Annotated in this window: 15 protein-coding genes; 3 read left to right on the forward strand and 12 right to left on the reverse strand. The window is 31.0% G+C overall.

The genetic code is table 11. From position 1 onward, the window contains the following. Positions 1-30: 30 nt before the first annotated feature. The 4 genes from J3477_RS15135 to groES all read right to left on the reverse strand — a co-directional run bounded on the left by J3477_RS15135 (position 31) and on the right by groES (position 5,394). Entirely contained in the window at positions 31-1,722 is a 1,692-nt protein-coding gene (locus J3477_RS15135) for a GspE/PulE family protein (RefSeq protein WP_206870808.1), read from the reverse strand. Positions 1,723-2,052: 330 nt separating this feature from the next. Beyond that, on the reverse strand, positions 2,053-2,796 hold the full coding sequence (locus J3477_RS15140) for a prepilin peptidase (protein ID WP_371876605.1): 744 nt from the start codon (positions 2,794-2,796) through the stop codon (positions 2,053-2,055). 670 nt (positions 2,797-3,466) lie between these two features. Then, the gene (gene groL, locus J3477_RS15145) at positions 3,467-5,089 is read right to left on the reverse strand and encodes a chaperonin GroEL (RefSeq protein ID WP_206870810.1); all 1,623 of its coding nucleotides are present in this window, start codon (positions 5,087-5,089) and stop codon (positions 3,467-3,469) included. A 20-nt stretch (positions 5,090-5,109) separates the two neighbouring features. Next, the gene (gene groES, locus J3477_RS15150) at positions 5,110-5,394 is read right to left on the reverse strand and encodes a co-chaperone GroES (RefSeq protein WP_200267758.1); all 285 of its coding nucleotides are present in this window, start codon (positions 5,392-5,394) and stop codon (positions 5,110-5,112) included. A gap of 409 nt (positions 5,395-5,803) precedes the next feature. On the opposite strand from groES, the gene J3477_RS15155 reads away from it, so the two are divergent. After that, on the forward strand, positions 5,804-6,496 hold the full coding sequence (locus J3477_RS15155; protein ID WP_206870811.1) for a TIGR01906 family membrane protein: 693 nt from the start codon (positions 5,804-5,806) through the stop codon (positions 6,494-6,496). Between the two features lie 181 nt (positions 6,497-6,677). On the opposite strand, the gene J3477_RS15160 is transcribed toward J3477_RS15155, so the two are convergent. Continuing rightward, positions 6,678-9,281 (reverse strand): O-antigen ligase family protein, encoded by a 2,604-nt coding sequence (locus tag J3477_RS15160; RefSeq protein ID WP_206870812.1) that lies wholly within the window; start codon positions 9,279-9,281, stop codon positions 6,678-6,680. A gap of 23 nt (positions 9,282-9,304) precedes the next feature. Continuing rightward, positions 9,305-10,036, reverse strand: a complete 732-nt coding sequence (locus tag J3477_RS15165; RefSeq protein ID WP_206870813.1) for a TVP38/TMEM64 family protein — start codon at positions 10,034-10,036, stop codon at positions 9,305-9,307. Positions 10,037-10,746: 710 nt separating this feature from the next. On the opposite strand from J3477_RS15165, the gene J3477_RS15170 reads away from it, so the two are divergent. Beyond that, positions 10,747-11,043 (forward strand): HNH endonuclease, encoded by a 297-nt coding sequence (locus J3477_RS15170; RefSeq protein WP_206870814.1) that lies wholly within the window; start codon positions 10,747-10,749, stop codon positions 11,041-11,043. Positions 11,044-11,163: 120 nt separating this feature from the next. Here the strand turns inward: J3477_RS15170 and J3477_RS15175 are convergent, their stop codons facing one another. Both J3477_RS15175 and J3477_RS15180 read right to left on the reverse strand, forming a co-directional pair. Next, positions 11,164-12,105 carry a DNA-3-methyladenine glycosylase family protein gene (locus J3477_RS15175; RefSeq protein ID WP_206870815.1) on the reverse strand — a complete coding sequence of 314 codons (942 nt, stop codon included), beginning with the start codon at positions 12,103-12,105 and terminating at the stop codon, positions 11,164-11,166. 250 nt (positions 12,106-12,355) lie between these two features. Next, positions 12,356-13,522 (reverse strand): iron-containing alcohol dehydrogenase, encoded by a 1,167-nt coding sequence (locus J3477_RS15180; protein ID WP_206870816.1) that lies wholly within the window; start codon positions 13,520-13,522, stop codon positions 12,356-12,358. Positions 13,523-14,146: 624 nt separating this feature from the next. On the opposite strand from J3477_RS15180, the gene J3477_RS15185 reads away from it, so the two are divergent. Continuing rightward, on the forward strand, positions 14,147-15,037 hold the full coding sequence (locus J3477_RS15185; protein WP_206870817.1) for an IS1/IS1595 family N-terminal zinc-binding domain-containing protein: 891 nt from the start codon (positions 14,147-14,149) through the stop codon (positions 15,035-15,037). A gap of 702 nt (positions 15,038-15,739) precedes the next feature. Here J3477_RS15185 and J3477_RS15190 read toward each other — a convergent pair. From J3477_RS15190 to J3477_RS15205, 4 genes are all read right to left on the reverse strand, one after another. Next, on the reverse strand, positions 15,740-16,588 hold the full coding sequence (locus J3477_RS15190) for a 3-hydroxybutyryl-CoA dehydrogenase (RefSeq protein ID WP_183278948.1): 849 nt from the start codon (positions 16,586-16,588) through the stop codon (positions 15,740-15,742). A 94-nt stretch (positions 16,589-16,682) separates the two neighbouring features. Further along, positions 16,683-17,687 (reverse strand): electron transfer flavoprotein subunit alpha/FixB family protein, encoded by a 1,005-nt coding sequence (locus tag J3477_RS15195; protein ID WP_206870818.1) that lies wholly within the window; start codon positions 17,685-17,687, stop codon positions 16,683-16,685. A 20-nt stretch (positions 17,688-17,707) separates the two neighbouring features. Then, positions 17,708-18,487 (reverse strand): electron transfer flavoprotein subunit beta/FixA family protein, encoded by a 780-nt coding sequence (locus tag J3477_RS15200; RefSeq protein ID WP_206870819.1) that lies wholly within the window; start codon positions 18,485-18,487, stop codon positions 17,708-17,710. A 21-nt stretch (positions 18,488-18,508) separates the two neighbouring features. Next, the gene (locus J3477_RS15205; protein ID WP_206870820.1) at positions 18,509-19,648 is read right to left on the reverse strand and encodes an acyl-CoA dehydrogenase; all 1,140 of its coding nucleotides are present in this window, start codon (positions 19,646-19,648) and stop codon (positions 18,509-18,511) included. Between the last annotated feature and the right edge of the window lie 105 nt (positions 19,649-19,753).

A 19,753-nucleotide genomic window follows, 5' to 3' on the forward strand; every position in this document is an offset into this window, starting at 1 on the left:
AGTTAAACACCTCTCTTCTTAAAGAAACTTCTACTCTTTTAAGAACGCAATGGAAGCCATTTCTTCTACTGTTGTCACACCTTCTAAAACAAGCTCTTTACATGACATACCAAGAGTTTTCATCCCATTTTTTATTGATAAATCCATTAGTTGATTAGAATCTCTAGTCTCTAAAATCATATCTCTATGATCTCTAGTTATCTCCATTATCTCATAAACACCTACTCTACCTGAATAACCTGTGTTATTACAATAGCCACAGCCTACCCCCTTATAAATAGTAATAGGTTCATTATGCTTTTCTCCTAAGATTGCCTTTTCATAAGCAGAAGCTTCATGGGCTTGTCTACAGTTAGGGCATATTTTTTTTACTAGTCTTTGAGCAACTATACCAGCTAAAGATGTAGAAACCAAATAAGGTTGAATTCCCATATCTACTAATCTTAATACAGATGAAGGAGCATCATTAGTATGTAGTGTACTTAATACTAAATGTCCAGTTATGGCAGCTCTTATAGCTATCTCTGCTGTTTCACTATCTCTTATCTCACCTATCATTACAACGTCAGGGTCCTGTCTTAATATAGATCTAAGACCGTTTGCAAAGGTAAGTCCAGCTTTGGTGTTTACATTAACTTGATTTACACCCTTTAAGGTATATTCAACTGGATCTTCAACAGTTACTATGTTAACATCACCAGTATTTAACTCACTAAGTACTGTATAGAGGGTAGTTGATTTTCCGCTTCCAGTAGGTCCTGTAACAAGAACAATTCCATGTGGAGATTTTATTATTCTATCTAAAACCTCTAAATCATCATTCTTCATTCCAAGTCTTTCTTTTCCTATTTGATAGCTTTCTCTATCTAGTATTCTTATTACAACCTTTTCACCTGCTACCACAGGCAAGATTGAAACTCTTAAGTCAACATCCTTATGACCTACTTTAGTTATGATTCTTCCGTCTTGAGGTATTCTTTTTTCTGCTATATTAAGTCCTGCAAGTATCTTTATTCTTGTGACAAGTGCAGCTTGGCTTTCAGGCTCTAAAGAATTCGTAGTCTGCAGCTGTCCATCTATTCTATATCTTATTCTTATTTCATCCTCGAATGGCTCTATGTGTATATCTGACGCTCTCATCTCAACAGCATTTTTAAATAGATATTCAACCATTTTTACGACAGGCGCATTCTTTATATCATCAAACTGCTCTTCTTCCTGAACTTGAATTGTTTTAGCTTCAAGCTTACCCTTGGAAAGCTCTTCAGCAGCTTTTGTAACCTTCTGACTTGAATATTCCATTTCTATATGTTTTTTAATTTCTTCTCTTGTACATATATAAGTTTCAACTTCAAATCCAGAGGAAATTGAAACGTCATCGATAGCAAATATATTAAGTGGATCCCACATCGCTACCATTATTCTATTATCATTGAAACCAAAAGGTATTAATTCATGCTTATCACAAACGCTTTCCGGTACTACCTTAAGAGCTCTTTTGTCAAAGGTTGTAATGTTAAGGTTTATCCTCTTTATTCCTGTTTGCTTTTCTAAAACCTCCATGATATCTTCTGAAGTTACCATACTTAGTTCTATAAGCATTTCACCCAACTTCTTACCAGTTATCCTTTGTTTCTTAAGAGCTTCCTGAAGTTGAGGCATAGATATCTTACCAGATTCCACAAGCATGTCACCCAGTCTTCTCTTAATTACTCCCTCCATTGGCATCTCCTTCCAACCAAATTGGTTGAATAAATTATAATTCTACTTCATATAATAATAAGTATACAAAGTGAAGTTTAATAAAGCAACCCAAAAATTCTGCCATGATATGGTAACTAAGTCCATAATTTCTTGGTTACTTTTTATATGCATTAAACTTACCATTAAACATAAACTTAAACATTCTGAATTCATCTTAAAAACCGACTTTTAAAGTTTATATTTAGTTATTTTTACATAACATCTCATATTTTTCGACAAAAAATATAAGTATATTAAATATAAAATGTAAAATTTAATCTAAAAGTTCCAAATTATATAATTATATATTTATAAATTAAGGTAAATTTTTATTATTCTATCGCCATATAACATAGCTATCATTGTACCAATAGCTAAAAATGGACCAAATGCTATTGGGTCTTTTCTTCCTTTCTTTTTTAGAGCTATAAGTGACACACCTATAATCGCGCCTATTATAAAGGCAAAAAATATTGTAATCAGCGTGTTGCTCCAGCCTAAATATATACCACATATGGCCGCTATCTCTATATCCCCTGTCCCCATAGCCCCTGTAAGTATAACTATAAGTCCAATTACACCGGCTCCAACTACAAGGCCAATTAAGTAAGTCATTATATCGCTATGTAAATAGAACTTGTCTATCAATATAAATACCACTCCAATAAAAAGGCATGGATATGTTGTTACTGCGTATACATCCTGGGTATTAAAATCAATAAATGCTATAACAATTAAAAATAAAGCTAATATTAAAAACTTTATGAGTTCAATTGATAGTCCGTACTGGTTATATATTAATAAGAATATTATTGCAGTGAATAATTCCAGAGCAGGATACTTAATAGATATCTTGCTACCACAGTGCCTGCATTTTCCTCCTAAAAATAAATAGCTTATTACAGGTATCAAATCATAAGCTTTAATTTGAGTCTTACAATCAGTACAATGTGAAGGAGGAAAAGAAATTGATTCTCCCCTTGGTATTCTATAAATACATACATTCAAAAAGCTTCCAATAACTAATCCTAAAATAAAAATTAAAATTCCAATCTCCATGTATTACTCCTAAACCTTCTAGAATTAAATTCAAATTTGATCTATTTAATTTGAATTCATATCAATTATCATCTTTACAATCCATATATTGCAAGTAAATTTTGCATTAAATTTACTAATCTAATTATAATATTCTCTTATATAGATTTAACACTTCGATACGAAATCTATTTTAAAACTCTCACGGCTTCTGGTGAGGGAATTTAAAAATATAAATTTTATTAAGAAGTGGTACATCCATAGCTCCTATTTTTCTATATATCCATATAATTCTATATTTTAAAAAACACCAAATATGTAACAATCTTTGTATTCATTTATTAACTTCCAGTTATACCAATCGTAAAACAGCATGTACACATTGTCGTTATGTACTTATATAAGTTAATTCCTTTTTTAATTATATCCGATTTTATTAATTATAATCATTAAATTAACAAAAGCATACAATTAACGTAACTTTAATTCATGTTATTGTTTATCTACCTTTCCTTATATATCTGAGGAAAGTCTAAAAGTCGATTAAGTTTTATTTTTTACTGTATATCCATAAAAGACTTGTAAAATCATTGAAATATATACGTTGAATGGTATAAAACTTTATGATTTTCTTTACAGTAAAAAAGCTAGAATGCATAAGCATTCTAGCTTTAAGTTGTTAATCTTAGTACATTCCGTCCATTCCCATTCCTGGATTTGGCATTGCAGGAGTTTTTTCAGGAATGTCAGCTACAGCTGATTCAGTTGTTAAGAAAGTTGATGCAACTGATGCAGCATTTTGAAGAGCTGATCTTGTAACCTTAGTTGGATCAACAATTCCTGCTTTTATCATGTTCTTGTAGTCACCTAGTAATGCATCGTAACCTACTCCAACTTCACTGTGCTTAACTTTTTCTATTATAACTGAAGCTTCAACTCCAGCGTTAGTAGCTATTTGTCTCATTGGTTCCTCTAAAGCTCTAACTATTATATCTATACCAACTTGAGTATCAGCAACTTCTGATGTTAATTCAGCAACTTGTCTTATAACATTTACGTAAGCTGTTCCACCACCAGGTACTATACCTTCTTCAACAGCTGCTTTTGTAGCTGCTAAAGCGTCTTCAAGTCTTAATTTCTTTTCTTTTAATTCTGTTTCAGTAGCTGCTCCAACCTTTATAACAGCAACTCCTCCAGCAAGCTTAGCTAATCTTTCTTGAAGTTTTTCTCTATCAAATTCAGAAGTAGTTTCTTCTAATTGAGTTCTTAGTTGTGCTACTCTACTAATGATAGCTTCCTTGTCTCCTCTACCACCAACGATAGTAGTGTTTTCCTTAGTTACCTTTATAACTTCAGCTTGACCTAACATATCAAGAGTAGCTTCCTTTAAGTCTCTTCCAAGCTCTTCAGATATAACTATACCACCAGTAAGTATTGCTATGTCTTCAAGCATTTCTTTTCTTCTATCGCCAAAACCTGGTGCCTTTACAGCAACACAGTTAAAGGTTCCTCTTACCTTATTAACTATAAGAGTAGCCATTGCTTCTGTTTCTATATCTTCAGCAATTATAAGAAGTTTCTTACCAGTTTGAACTATTTGCTCAAGTACTGGAAGAATTTCTTGAATATTGCTTATCTTCTTATCAGTTATAAGTATTAAAGCATTGTCTAAAACAGCTTCCATCTTTTCTGTATCTGTAACCATGTAATGTGATACATATCCTCTGTCAAATTGCATACCTTCAACAACATCAAGTTCTGTACCCATTGATCTTGATTCTTCAACAGTTATAACGCCTTCGTTGCCTACTCTTTCCATAGCATCAGCTATAAGCTTACCTATTTCTTCATCGCCTGCTGATATAGCAGCAACTCTAGCTATGTCTTCTTTACCTTCAACTGGTTTTGATATCTTCTTGATTTCATCTACAGCAGTTTCAACTGCAGTTCTTATACCAGTTCTAAGAAGTATAGGATTAGCACCAGCAGTTACATTCTTCAAACCTTCTCTAATTATTGCTTGAGCAAGTAATGTAGCAGTTGTTGTACCATCTCCTGCAACATCATTTGTCTTTGTTGCAACTTCTTTTACTAATTGAGCACCCATGTTTTCAAATGGATCTTCTAATTCTATTTCTCTTGCAATTGACACACCATCATTTGTTATAAGTGGTGCACCAAACTTTTTGTCTAAAACAACATTTCTTCCCTTAGGTCCTAAAGTTACTTTTACAGTATCAGCAAGCTTATCTACACCTGCTTGCATAGCTCTTCTTGCTTCTTCACCAAACTTTATTTGCTTAGCCATTAAATTCTACCTCCTGTCTATTATTCTACTATTGCTAGTATATCTTCTTGCTTTAGTATGGTGTATTCTTCACCATCAATTTTAACTTCTGTACCAGCATATTTTGAGAATAATACCTTATCCCCAACTTTAACTTCTAATTCAATTCTAGTTCCATCAACAATAGCTCCAGGTCCAACAGCTACAACTTCAGCTTCTTGTGGTTTTTCCTTTGCTGCTCCTGTTAAAACTATACCGCTTTTTGTTTTTTCTTCTGCTTCTAATCTTTTGATAACAACTCTGTCACCAAGTGGTTTAATTCTCATTTCCTAAACCCTCCTTATGCTTTTTAGAGTATATATAATTTAATATTTAACTTATTTGTTAGCACTCATTAATATCGAGTGCTAATACAATTATTATAATAGACAATACTATTTAATAATTCAACAACTAATTGATATTTTTATCCATTTTCTCAGACTGAATTACTCAATTTTACGAAATTATCTCTCTTTTTCTAATTATTTCTTTTATTTTCTCAATAATTATAGACTTTATGAAAATTAACTGATATATTTAATATTTTTTTAAATGTATCAGTTAATTTTCATATAAAAACATAAATAATTCATAATTTTATTATATTATTTTTTATAAAGCTATTTATTTTTCATAAAAAATGATAATAATTAGATATGAAACTTTATATTCTATGCTACGTGAAAGGACGTTATGATGATTTCTAAAAATTATAGTTACTTAACTAAGATTGCAAATTTCATTCTCTCTCTTATTTTAACTGTTGCTTCAATTGGTTTGTGGTCAATTGCAACCTTAAACTTTACACCATTATACAAGATAGGCATTAAAGCTTTTGATATCACAAGCGCTACTTCTCTTTCAGAAGGACAACTTATGACAAACTACAAAGTACTTATTAAATATCTTCAATCACCTTTTATAAATAAATTGAAGTTCCCAAACTTCATAATGAGTGCTGGTGGCGAAACACATTTCGTTGATGTGAAAAATATATTTATATATCTTCATATCATAACTTGGTCTACTGCCATAATATTTGTATTATTATTTATATTTAAGAAAAAATATCTTTCAAAGGAAATTTTTAATATATTTAACCATACTTTTTATATTCTATCTGTTTTTTCAATATCTATACTTATTTTAGTATTAAATAATTTCGATAAAACCTTTGAAAACTTTCACAAGCTATTTTTCAGCAATGATTTATGGTTATTTGACCCAAATACCGATCCAGTTATAAATGCTTTGCCAGAGAACTTTTTTATGGTCTGTGGAATAACAATCATAGCTTTAACTCTTATTCAAGTAATAATATTTAAGATTATTTATCACAGACATAAAAAGCTATTAAAGACTTCAAAGACTAACATTTTTCACTAATAACTTCTATTGTTATTTTATATAAGTGTTTTTATTTCAGTATATGTTTAAGAGTATAGTTGAAATTAAGCAGTTATAAATGAGATGCTATATGAACGAACTATTAAAACTAAATGATTTTTTCAGATGGAGTTGTCTCAAAAAAACAACTAAAAAAGAGCTAATTATTAGCTCTTTTTAGTTACAATCCTTCACATATTGTTTCTGTTTCATTTATTTTAGGTTTATTATTCTCACCTACATTAGCAGCTATTCCAAGCATAGCCCAAAATACAGGTGCAACACTTACTACACTTATATTAAAGAATGCTTGCAATAGATATCCTACTATAGACATAAGCAATCCTAAATACAATAATTGATAATTATTAGTGCTTTCTCTAAACTTCTTTATAAGCCTTAAAGTTACCAAGGTAATTAAGGAAAGATATATTATAAGCGCAGGTATGCCGCTAGTTACTGTTAACTGTAAGTACTCATTATGAGCCTTATCCACTATACCTCCAGTTATCTTTTGCATATACTCAAGCTCATCAAAATACTTTTGTAAAAATACAACCCCAAAGGTATCAGGTCCACTACCTAGTATAGGATGTTCTGGAATAAAAGTAATACCTCTTTTCCATATATAAAGTCTTGAACTTCCAACATTATCATTATCCTTAGCTGATATTTTTGTAATATCTATTCCAATGGAGCTAAGTCTTGATAATACATTGCTATTAGTTAAAGAATTTATGGTAATAAATATTACAGCAAAAATTCCTAAAGATATAAGGTAGCGTTTCATATACTTTTTATTCTTAAAACAGTAATACAAGATGATTACTGAATAAATGCCAAAAGTCATATAGTTGCTTCTTGTAATTGACGCTACTAGTCCTGAAAATATTATTGAAGAACTTAATAAATATTTCTTTTCTGATGTTCTTAAATAGTAGGTTATGTTCAACGGTAAATACAAAGTCATTAAAGTCGCAAAAAAGTTTTTGTTACCAATTGTAGAATAAGCATGATTTCCCCAGTTCTTTCTAATAGCATCATGAGGTATAAAATCTAATCCCAAATATTGTGCTGCACCATATAGAGCTATCATGCATATGAAGATATTAATTAATTTAAATATCTTTTTAGAATACTTAAAATGTTTATACATTATCAAAAATATCAAACAATAGAATACTATAGCTACAAAACCTTCTCTTCTAGTTTCCCTACCAGTTATAGAAATAGGTACATAAACAGAAAATACAGTTGATAGTAAAAGCCATAATATAAAACCTGCTATAAGATAATCTATTATTGTATTCTGGGACCATCTCTTTCTATCATATACAAACATCATGGTTACCATAACAACAACGTAAACAAGTAGTATTTTAGGTTCATAAAACCTATCATATGAAGATGGAATTATTACAAACGGAATAAGCCCCATAATTAAAAATGTAAATATTTTAATAGGTTCAAGTCTTTTAAAGCTTTTTAATATGGATAATTTAGCTAACCCAAAGTCATATTCTTCTTGCATAGCCATTCCACAACCTATACCGAGCATTGCCCAAAATATCGGAGCCACACTCACTATACTTATATTAAGAAAAGCTTGTACACAATAACCCATTATACCAAGCGTGATAGCTATTAGATGTATATTTCCTTCCTTTACTGCCTTAGCCCCTGCTTTAAGTACTATTGCAGCTAAAATCCATAAGTAAAGTAACAATGCAAATATTCCATTGCATATAAGTATCTGTAAATACTCATTATGAGCTTTTGTAACAACTCCACCTAAGCTTTTCACCATAAACTCTGTTTCAGATTTATGCGCACCTAAGAAAGCAGTACTAAAATTATCTACACCATATCCTAATACAGGCTTATCCCACAACAATTTTATACCATTCTTCCATATATATATTCTTCCAGAACCAGCCATCTCATTTCCTGACTGTTTCAGTGACATAGCATCATCACTTATTGACAGTAGTCTTGCATTAATAGCACCACTTTTCAAGTAATTTATACCAAAGAATATCACAAACATAGTAATCAAAACTATACCTAAATTTAGTAACCTCTTTTTATTCTTAAGAGATAGAACAAATAGTATTGCTATACAGACAATTAAAGCTACCCAACTACTTCTAGTGGTACTACTTACTAATCCCAAAAATAAAATTGCAGTAGCAAGAATATATTTTTTCTCACCTTTATACATAAACAAAGCAGTAGCTATTGGTAAAAATAGACTTATATAAGCACCTATGGCATTTCTATAGCCTATAGTACTAAAAGGTTGATAAGCCATAGTTTTTCTTACCTTATCAAGAGGTATAGGATTGATACCAAAAAATTGAATGAAACTATATAAAGAAACAATTGATGCAAAAATCAATAAAATATTTATAAAGCCTTTGGATAACTTAAATTTTTTTGATAACAGTAAAAAATTAATAAAATAGCATAGATATAATAAAAATGGTTCTCTATCTGTTACCTTACCTATAAATGAATTTTGTATATCTACTCCCATTAAACTTGAAATAAAAAGAATCCCTATAAAAAGTAGTAATAATTTATCGATCCAGTTGAAGGTTAAGGTATCTTTTTTTACATATAAATAAATTAACGATATCACTGATATAAAATAAATAAAGTATAATTTCGGTGTATAGTAAACATCTGCTGCTCCTGGAACCATTATAAGCGGAGTCACTCCCATGAGTAACACCGCAATTAAGTTCACAAACGCTTCTTCTTTAAAATGTATTTTCCCCCTCATTTAGTCCCCCTAAAATTTTAAGTTTAGTTCTCTTCTCTATTGATTAGCTTTTTCCCCTTTAATACTCCTATAAAAAGAATCAAAGTCATAACTACTAAAACAACTACTAATATTGATATCTTATCTAATGAAAGGTTATGTCCAAAAAATATGGATACAAAAAGCATTGGAGCTCTTGCCAGATTAGATATAACAAGGAATTCCTTTAAGGAGAGACTGGATATTCCACATATATATCCTAAAACATCCTTTGGTATTCCTGGTATTAGATATAAAAGCCAAACTATCCTTCTAAGAGATTTGTGCTTATCCTCCACACTTTTAGAAGAATCTCGCTTTCCTTTATGCTCTTCTTTAAAATGTTCAATTTTCTTTAATAACCATAAGTCTTTTTCACTTACTAACTTTTGTACAAAAGGTTTTCCTAGTTTCCTAGATAATATAAAGGTTATAGCACTTCCTATTATTGCTCCTAGAATAGATAAAGCAAAGCCTATCCAAGGACCAAAAATATACCCTGCAGCTACTTGAACTATTTCTCCAGGTATTATAAATATTACTATTTGAAGTATCTGCATACCTAAAAATGCTAACCATGAATAAGGTCCATAGCCTAATATTCTTTCTTTCATCTTTTTTATATCGGTAAATATATATACATAGTCACCAAGATATTTATAAAATACGGCTATCAATACTATCACAGAAATAGCTGTTATAATATGATATTTATACTTTCTCAATTTTTCTTTCATAATCACATATCCTCATAAATTAAGTATATTACACATTGATGTAACACTTTAAAATTAAACTTATATTTTAAGTCCAATTTTATAAATATACCCCAATGTTACCTTATATAGTTCTACATATTCCTACAATTTTCGTTTATCAGAACTATCAACTTCTAATACTTTTTCATTAAAAGCCCGTATCTATAGTATAATATACGAAATATATCTATACACTAGATATTTTCTTAGTATTACCTTAATTTTTTATTAATATTTGATATAAAGGAGTACATTACGAAAACTTAAATTATGCACATTTAAAACTATAAATTCTGACTTTTCCACAGGTATAAATTAAGTTTTTGTAGATAAGTCATTTATTTAGTTTTACAAAATATGTGATTTTTCTATATTCCACATTATTATAACATCTATCTCACTATCTTCATACAATAATTGTCATATTTTTAATTCTTTCGCATTTAAAATATTAATCTTGCTTAATATTATCGGTTTATTAATCTCTAAGAATTATCTAGACTAAGAATTCAGATAATATAATTATATTGTGATTAAAGATGTACCAGTTCAATTCAAAATCTATTTTCAAAACTCCTCTGACTTTAGTAGAAGAGTTTGAAAATATAAATTTTATTAAGAAGTGGTACATCCATAATTTCGACTAATTTCTTAAATATAATAAAAACTTTTAATTTGTGGGTGATATTATGTACAACGAGAAATATATTTGCGATTTATGCGGAAGGGAAGTTTCAAAAGTAACAGTTCATCATTTAATTCCAAGAGAAGAGGGCGGCAAAGATTTAGCTACTGCATTGCTATGCATCCCTTGTCACAAACAAATTCACGCACTTTATTCTAACAAAGAGTTGTCAGTAAAACTTTATACTATAGCAAGACTCAAAAATGATGCTAAGATAATAAAGTACCTTAAATTTATAACAAAGCATCCTGGTGATTCTCACATTTCAGTAAAAAAATCTAAAAATGTGAGAAAAAAATAGGCAACAAGATAATAAAAGTTATTTAACTTAAATACTATCTTGTTGCCTACTTACGATGGTTTATATTGTCTTTAGTTTATACAAATCTAGTATGCCTCTACCGCCCTTATCTTATCCACATTAGACCTTTATATTGTTTTCCCTAGCATAGTAAAAGAAATACTGCTGAGCAAAACCTGAAAGCTCACCAAACTTATCTCTTCCAAAAATTCTTATCTTATTAAGCGATACATCAGGAGCCAAGTAGAAATGAGCCATAGCTCTTTTCACCCATACATCCACTGGAAAAGCTGAGTATTTTTTCATTGAAAATAACATTACACAATCAGCTACTTTCGCACCAACACCTTTAAAATTTTGAAGAGCTTCATGACACTGATCATCATCTAGTTCTGAAATCATTTTTAAATCATATTTAAGTAATTCTTTTTCTTCATCAGTCATTGTTTCTATAGCCTTTTTACTACTTAAAAGCTCATTACAACTTTTTACCTTTTCTACAGAATCATAAATATACTTACTTCTAAAAGACGCTCCTGTAGTGTTTATTTCCTCTAAGGATGCCTTTGAAAACTGCTCTATTGTAGGGAAAGCATAATAAGTCTTTCCTTTATATTCAATGGCAGAGCCCCACTTCTCACTTATTTTATTTATTGTCTTGCTGATTACTGGTATAGAATTTCTTGCAGATATTATAAAACTTATAAGTATTTCAAAAGGATCTTGCTTTAATATTCTTATACCATATCCAAAATCCACTGCTTTTTCTAATAAAGGATCTCCTGAAAACTTTTCCTTTATAGCTGTATAATCTCTTTCTAAATCAAAATATTCCATCCATATGTTATTAAAATCATCTCTATTCGCATTATGTATTATTATATCTTTTCCGCTTTCTTCTACCTCTATTACTCTCTCATGAGCTACCCCTATGTAAGTGCCACCTTCTTGCCTTATCCATCTAAAGCATTGACCACATTCAAAAACCTGCTTTATATTGAAGTTTTCTACATCTTTTAGAATTACTTTATCATCATAGTATTCCACATCTCTATAATCCATTTTTATCACCTTTTCCTACTCGTCTATAAGTTGTTATTTCCTTTAACAAGCATTATCACAACTTACATATTTTACTTAAATATAATTATACTTTTATATTTAGTTTTTTACAATTACTTAAGTAAAATCTTTACCACCAAATACAAATTTTCATTTAATAATTAAAATTATTTATAGCAAAAGCTTTTTATAATACTTTAATTACTTAAGAAATCCACTAAATGTCCAAAAAATTAGTCCATGCTATTTTCTATATAAAAACCTTCGTTCCATGGAAACTACAAACGAATAGTTTCTCCATCTCTTCTTTTGTTATTTTTCTTGGATTAGAGCCCGTGCATGCATCTTCCACTGCATTCTCTGCTATACGTTCTAGGTTACTATTAAATGTTTCTTCTTTAACTCCGTATTCCTTTAAACTATTAGGTATTCCAAGCTTTTCATTAAAAGATCTTATAAGCTCTCTAAGTGCTTCTACTAATTCATCATCAGTTTCTCCTTGAAGCTTTAACCTTTTACTTATATCTGCATATCTTTCTAAACAAGTCTTTTTATTAAAATCTATGACATATGGTAAATATATTGCATTAGCACAACCATGTGGAATATTAAATATCGCACCAGTCTTATGAGCCATACTATGGGTTATACCAAGTAATGCATTACTAAAGGCCATTCCAGCCAAACACTGAGCATAATGCATCTTCTCTCTAGCTTCTTTATCTCCTTGATATGAGATTAATAAATTATCTCTAACCATTTCAATGGACTGCAATGCTAGTGGGTCTGTAAAACAGGTATGCTGTGACGCAACATAAGCCTCTATACCATGAGTTAATGCATCCATTCCAGTATGTGCTGTAAGTTTAGCAGGCATTGTTTCTGCAAGCTCTGAGTCCACTATAGCCACATCTGGTGTTATATCATAATCAGCTAGAGGATATTTTATTTTAGTTTTATAATCTGTTATAACTGTAAATGCTGTTACTTCAGTTGCCGTTCCAGAGGTAGAAGGGATAGCTACAAATTTAGCTTTGTTCCTAAGCTTAGGTATAGAAAAAGGCTTCTTTATATTTTCAAATTTTTCATCTGGATATTCATAAAAAACCCACATTGCCTTAGCTGCATCTATAGCTGACCCTCCTCCAATTGCTACTATCCAATCCGGTTTATATTCAAGCATCTTCTTAGAGCCTTCAATTACTGTCTCAACTGATGGATCTGGTTCAACACCTTCTATTAAGTTAACCTCAATGTTGGCCTCTTTTAGATAACTTATAGCCTTATCCAGAAAGCCAAACTTCCTCATAGACCCTCCACCCGTAACTATGACTGCCCTCTTTCCTTCTAATTCCTTTAATTGCTCTATAGTTCCTTTTCCATAGTATATATCTCTAGGTAAAGTAAATCTGCCCATTAAAGTGCCTCCTAATTCTATCTATAATAATTGTACAAGACTATTAATGATGTACCAATTAAATTACAATCTCGCTTTTTTAACTTCTATGTATTTATAAAATAGATTTCCGCTCGAAGTTGTACATCTATATAATGTCTTTAGGATATTATTAGTAATAAGTGTTAATTTTATTTACGTTAATATATAAAATCATTTAGCTAACTTATACGTTCTATTTAATTCGCTTCATCAATTAATCATATAGAATATCATTACTTCAATATTTTTATAAATAAAACTTATTAGAACTTACATATATTTACAAATCACTTAGTGATAAAATTTATATTTTAAAATTATCTCATTAGGCATAAAAGGAGTTTTAAAAATAGATTTAGTATTAAAGCTAAGCTTTTTATAACCACAGTAATAAACCAAAACTTATTCTACTGCAAGAATTTCTTAATTTATCTTTTGAAAAAGCTTCTGGTCAAAAAGACTCACTGAAGAAGATAGCTTCAATCAGTTTTTCTATCATGATTGTATTTATTAAATAAATGTTGGTAATGATTAAAAAATTAATATACGGCAAGTATTAAGAGGATAGCTTAATTATTAATTTTTCTTAGAGAGGTGTTCCTTTTGATACAGCACGATGTTGAATTGAAAAAATTTGATCTGCATACTAATGATGTTCTAAAAAGAGATTTTTATAAAGATAGAATTGTAGATGTTTGTCCAATTTGTGAATCAACTTGGTATATTAAATATGGTTTTTATAACGGAATTCAAAGATATAAATGTAAGGTTTGTCAAAAAACTTTTTCACGTACTACTAATTCATTGTGGAGCTATTCAAAAAAGAATACTAGAACCTGGATGGAGTTTACTGAATTAATGACTGAAAATAAAACTTTGGAATTTTGCGCAGAGAAACTAAATATAAGCATTGGCACAGCTTTTTATTGGAGACATAAAATACTTCAAGCCTTGAGTATAGACTCAATTCCAGATAACTTATCAGGAATTGTACATGTAGGAAAAGTTATTATAAAAGAAAACTTTAAAGGGTGTAGAGATGCAGAAATAATTGCTTCATCTACCCCAAGAGAAAACATTTGGGTTATTGGTGCAAAAGGACAAGAAGACTCTATGTTTATAAAACCAATATTTAAGCATCAATGGGATCGAAGAGCTTTTAATGAAAAAGTCTATTCTAAAATAGAAAAAAATTCATACATTGCTCCATACGGGGACAGATATATAAATTCAGTAGCGACGAGACATAATAGGAAAAAATCAATTAAGGTAGAGACTGAGTATAGGATAAGATATCTTTGGCCAAATTTGAAAAAGTGGCTATCAATCTTTCATGGAGTGGCCTCAAAGTATCTCCAAAGATACATTAGTTTTTTCATAATTATGAATTTAGATAAGGTACTCGACTATATGGATTTAATATATGATAGATTATTTGAAGGAAACAGATTTATAAAAACTGATGAAATAAGAATTACAAATTCACCTTTTTAAAGAACTTATAAGTTAATATAACTCTAAATACTACATGATATTTATATTGATAATTTAGTTTTTTATTAGATTATCATTTAACATACTTAGAAATAGCTCCCAGATACTACTTCGAATTAATAAGACTATTAATGGTTAATGAAACTCTAAAAACATTAACAAGGTTATGGAGTGGTCAATATTATTTTGGAGAAATTACTAAGCCAGTAAGACAACTAATGTTACTCAAAAGTAATTGCAAAATGATATAGTTTTGTCCGAAGTCTGTTTTTAATACCGTGCTAATTTTAAAGAACTATCTTTAAAGTGTAAAGTTGATTATATGGTTGTCCATCTACATATATAAATATTTAACAACATTTAATTAACAAATAGTTGTATATAGAAAAAGTAGACTATTACCATATAGCAGAGGAAAATATTAGCTTCTATATTATCAAAACATACGAATTATTAGATTAAGATGTACTGTTAGAGCATAGTGAGTTTACAGTTTTAGCTATTAAATATGACAAACTCATATTAATTCTTTGCGTAAGCTCGTTAAGAACGAACAACTCTAAGACTAAGAGTATTAGTTTAATTATAGAGTAGTTCATCTAAAGAGCATCGGATGCATAATCAATTAATTTCTCATCGATATTTAAACACAAAAAACACAGTCCTATTAAGGACTGTGTTCAAAATTCATTTTATGAATTATTATTTTGCGTAGTTGTGGAATCCTCTACCTGACTTTCTTCCTAACCAACCAGCTCTAACATACTTTCTTAGTAAGCTATGAGCTCTGTACTTAGTATCTCCAGTTTCATTGTAAAGAACATCCATGATAGCTAGACATACGTCTAATCCTATAAGATCTCCTAAAGCTAGAGGTCCCATTGGGTGGTTTGCACCTAACATCATTGACTTATCTATATCAACTGCTGAAGCTATGTCTTCTGCAAGTATTCCTACAGCTTCGTTGATCATTGGTATAAGTATTCTGTTAACTACGAAACCAGGTGCTTCAGCAACTTCTACTGGTTCCTTGCCTATAGCTATTGAAACTTCTTTAACTGCATCAAAAGCTTCTTGTGATGTAGCCATTCCTCTGATTATTTCAACTAGCTTCATTACTGGAGCTGGGTTGAAGAAATGCATTCCTATAACTTTATCAGGTCTTCCAGTTGCAGCAGCAACTTCAGTTATTGATAAAGATGAAGTGTTTGAAGCTAATATAGTTTCTGGCTTACATATCTTATCTAATTCAGCAAATATTTGCTTCTTTATAGCCATGTTTTCTACTGCAGCTTCTATAACTAGATCACAGTCAGCAGCTAAGTTCATATCAGTAGTTCCTGATATTCTTGAAAGTATTTCTTCTCTAACTTCTTCAGTCATCTTTCCTTTAGCAACTAATTTGCTTAAACCATTGCTGATTCCAGTTATTCCTTTATCAACAAATTCTTCCTTTATATCTCTAACTATAACTTCATATCCTTTTTGAGCGAAAGCTTGAACTATACCAGCTCCCATTGTACCAGCACCAAGAACAAATATCTTTTCCATGGGTATACCTCCTAAGATTTATATATTTAGTCCTACCTTTTTAGGTAGGACTTATAATTATATTCAAGAATTATGTTTAACTAATTGAATAATTTTATGCTTCTTCTTTTCTAGCTTTAGCTTTAGCAATAAGTTCTGGAATAACTTTGTTTAAGTCTCCAACTATAGCATAGTCAGCCATCTTCATGATAGGAGCAGTAGCATCCTTATTGATTGCTATGATCATATCAGAATCTTGCATACCAGCTGTATGTTGGATAGCTCCTGATATACCACAAGCTATATATATTGTTGGCTTAACAGTCTTACCAGTTTGACCTACTTGGTAAGCAGCTTCAAGCCATCCAGCTTCAGTAGCAGCTCTTGAACCAGCAACTGTTCCACCTAAAGCATCTGCTAAATCTTTTAGAAGCGCGAAGTTTTCTTTGTTTCCAACTCCTCTACCACCTGAAACGATGATGTTTGCTTCACTTATATCAACTATATCTTTAGCTTCTTTAACTACTTTAACAACCTTAGTTCTAACATCAGCATCAGTTAAGCTAATCTTAACTTCTTCAACTACTGCTTTGTTTTCAGTGTCTATCTTTGAGAATACACCTGGTCTTACAGTAGCCATTTGTGGTCTGTGATCAGTACAAGCGATAGTAGCCATTAGGTTACCACCAAATGCTGGTCTTGTAGCAAGAAGGTATTTTCCTTCTGCATCTATATCAAGTGATGTACAGTCAGCTGTTAAACCAGTTGTAAGTCTAGCTGCAACTCTAGGACCTAAATCTCTTCCTATGAATGTTGCTCCTATAAATAGTATTTCTGGCTTTCTTTCTGTAGCAAGGTCACAGATAACCTTAGTGTATCCATCAGTTGTGTAGTTTTCTAATAATTCATTTTCTACAACTAAAACTTCATCAGCTCCGTGAGCTCCTAGTGTTTCAGCTAATCCTTTAACGTTGTTTCCTATTAATAAAGCTGTTAGCTTAACTCCTAGCTTATCAGCAATTGTTCTTCCTTCTCCTAAAAGTTCTAATGAAACTTTTTGAAGTTCGCCGTTTCTTTGTTCAGCGAATACCCATACGCCTTTAAAATCTGCTATATTCATAATATTTTACCTCCCAAATCTTAGATGTAGTGTTTTTCGATCAATTTTCTTAATACGTACTCTGCTGCTTCGTTTGCTGGTAATTGAACTAATTCTCCAGCTCCCTTAGTTTCCTTAGTCATTGATTTTTTAACTTTTGTTGGAGAACCTTTTAGTCCTAATACACTCTTATCTACATCTATATCGTCTGCTGACCATATTTGAATTTCTTTACCAGCAGTTTCGAAGATTAAACCTACGTTCATATATCTTGGTTCGTTTAATTCTTTAATTGCTGTTAAAAGCACTGGTGTTTGAACCTTTATTAATTCATAACCATCTTCTAATGCTCTGTTAACTAAAAGACCGTCTTCTTCAACAGTAACACCTTGAACATAAGTTACTTGAGGTATATTTAAATGTTCAGCTATTTCTGGTCCTACTTGTGCAGTATCTCCATCGATAGCCTGTCTTCCAGCAAATATTATATCATAATCTAATTTTCTTATAGCTCCTGCTAAAGCGTTTGAAGTTGCAAGAGTATCAGCTCCAGCAAATGCTCTATCAGTTATTAGTATAGCTTCATCAGCACCCATACATAATGCTTCTCTTAAAGCTGTTTGTGCTTGAGGAGGTCCCATACTTACTATAGTTATATGAGCACCTTTTTCTTCTTTTATTCTTAAAGCTGCTTCTAAAGCATGCTTATCTTCTGGGTTTATGATTGAAGGAACACCTTCTCTTATAAGAGTTCCAGTCTTTGGATCTATTTTAACAGCTGTAGTATCTGGTACTTGCTTTAAACAAACTACTATTTTCATCTTTTTCTGTCCTCCCTAAAACTATTTTAAAATGTTTGCTGATATAACCATCTTTTGAACTTCTGAAGTTCCTTCGTAAAGTTCAGTTATCTTAGCATCTCTCATTAATCTTTCAACTGGGTATTCTTTAGTATATCCGTATCCACCGAATATTTGAACAGCCTTAGTTGTTACTTCCATAGCTACTTCTGCAGCAAATAGTTTAGCTCTAGCAGCATCTACTGTATAAGGAAGTTTATTTTGCTTAAGCCATGCAGCTCTATATACTAAGTATCTAGCAGCTTCAACCTTAACATCCATTTCAGCTATATACCATTGTAAACCTTGGAATGCAGCAAGTGGTCTTCCGAATTGCTTTCTTTCCATCATGTAATTCTTAGCTTCTTCTAATGCACCACCAGCAAGTCCTAATGCTTGAGCAGCTATACCTATTCTTCCTCCATCAAGAGTCTTCATAGCTATACCAAATCCCTTACCTTCTTGACCTAGTAAGTTTTCCTTTGGAACTACACAGTTTTGCATTACAAGTTCAGTTGTTGATGAAGCTCTGATACCCATCTTGTTTTCAACTTTACCTATTGAGAATCCTGGGAATGATTTTTCAACTATGAAAGCTGATATTCCTTTTGTTCCCTTGCTCTTGTCTGTCATAGCAAATATTATGAAAGTTTCAGCAACTCCACCATTTGTTATGAATATCTTAGATCCGTTAAGGATGTAGTTATCTCCATCTAATACTGCAACTGTTTGTTGTCCAGCAGCATCTGTTCCAGCACCTGGTTCAGTTAATCCGAATGCACCTAATTTTCTTCCACTAGCAAGATCTGGTAGGTACTTTTGTTTTTGAGCTTCAGTACCAAATTCATTAACTACTGATCCACAAAGTGATGTATGAGCTGATACTATAACACCGTGAGTACCACAAACTTTTGATAATTCTTCAACTGTTAGGATGTATGATAAAACATCTCCGCCAGCACCTTCATATTTCTTATCAAAAGGAATTCCTAGCATACCTAAAGCAGCCATTTTCTTCGCATTTTCCATTGGGAATTCTTCAGTCTCGTCAATTTCACCTGCTATTGGCTTAACTTCATTTTGAGCAAAATCTCTAACCATTTGTCTTACTAATTCTTGTTCTCTTGTTAATTGGAAATCCATTTATTTATTCCCTCCTGCTATTTATTTAAGTATAGAGCAACTATTAATTACTCTTTTATATATGTTCATTTTTCACGGAGCAATTTTACTTGCTCCGTCTAGTAT

This window comes from Clostridium zeae (assembly GCF_017312485.1).
Classification (GTDB): domain Bacteria; phylum Bacillota; class Clostridia; order Clostridiales; family Clostridiaceae; genus Clostridium_AR; species Clostridium_AR zeae.

Bases quoted from the DNA above. Each gene is read 5' to 3' on its own strand.
- J3477_RS15135 (WP_206870808.1), bottom strand. From the start codon at position 1,722: ATGGAGGGAGTAATTAAGAGAAGACTGGGTGACATGCTTGTGGAATCT.
- groL (WP_206870810.1), bottom strand. From the start codon at position 5,089: ATGGCTAAGCAAATAAAGTTTGGTGAAGAAGCAAGAAGAGCTATGCAA.
- groES (WP_200267758.1), bottom strand. From the start codon at position 5,394: ATGAGAATTAAACCACTTGGTGACAGAGTTGTTATCAAAAGATTAGAA.
- J3477_RS15155 (WP_206870811.1), top strand. From the start codon at position 5,804: ATGATGATTTCTAAAAATTATAGTTACTTAACTAAGATTGCAAATTTC.
- J3477_RS15160 (WP_206870812.1), bottom strand. From the start codon at position 9,281: ATGAGGGGGAAAATACATTTTAAAGAAGAAGCGTTTGTGAACTTAATT.
- J3477_RS15165 (WP_206870813.1), bottom strand. From the start codon at position 10,036: ATGAAAGAAAAATTGAGAAAGTATAAATATCATATTATAACAGCTATT.
- J3477_RS15170 (WP_206870814.1), top strand. From the start codon at position 10,747: ATGTACAACGAGAAATATATTTGCGATTTATGCGGAAGGGAAGTTTCA.
- J3477_RS15175 (WP_206870815.1), bottom strand. From the start codon at position 12,105: ATGGATTATAGAGATGTGGAATACTATGATGATAAAGTAATTCTAAAA.
- J3477_RS15180 (WP_206870816.1), bottom strand. From the start codon at position 13,522: ATGGGCAGATTTACTTTACCTAGAGATATATACTATGGAAAAGGAACT.
- J3477_RS15190 (WP_183278948.1), bottom strand. From the start codon at position 16,588: ATGGAAAAGATATTTGTTCTTGGTGCTGGTACAATGGGAGCTGGTATA.
- J3477_RS15195 (WP_206870818.1), bottom strand. From the start codon at position 17,687: ATGAATATAGCAGATTTTAAAGGCGTATGGGTATTCGCTGAACAAAGA.
- J3477_RS15200 (WP_206870819.1), bottom strand. From the start codon at position 18,487: ATGAAAATAGTAGTTTGTTTAAAGCAAGTACCAGATACTACAGCTGTT.
- J3477_RS15205 (WP_206870820.1), bottom strand. From the start codon at position 19,648: ATGGATTTCCAATTAACAAGAGAACAAGAATTAGTAAGACAAATGGTT.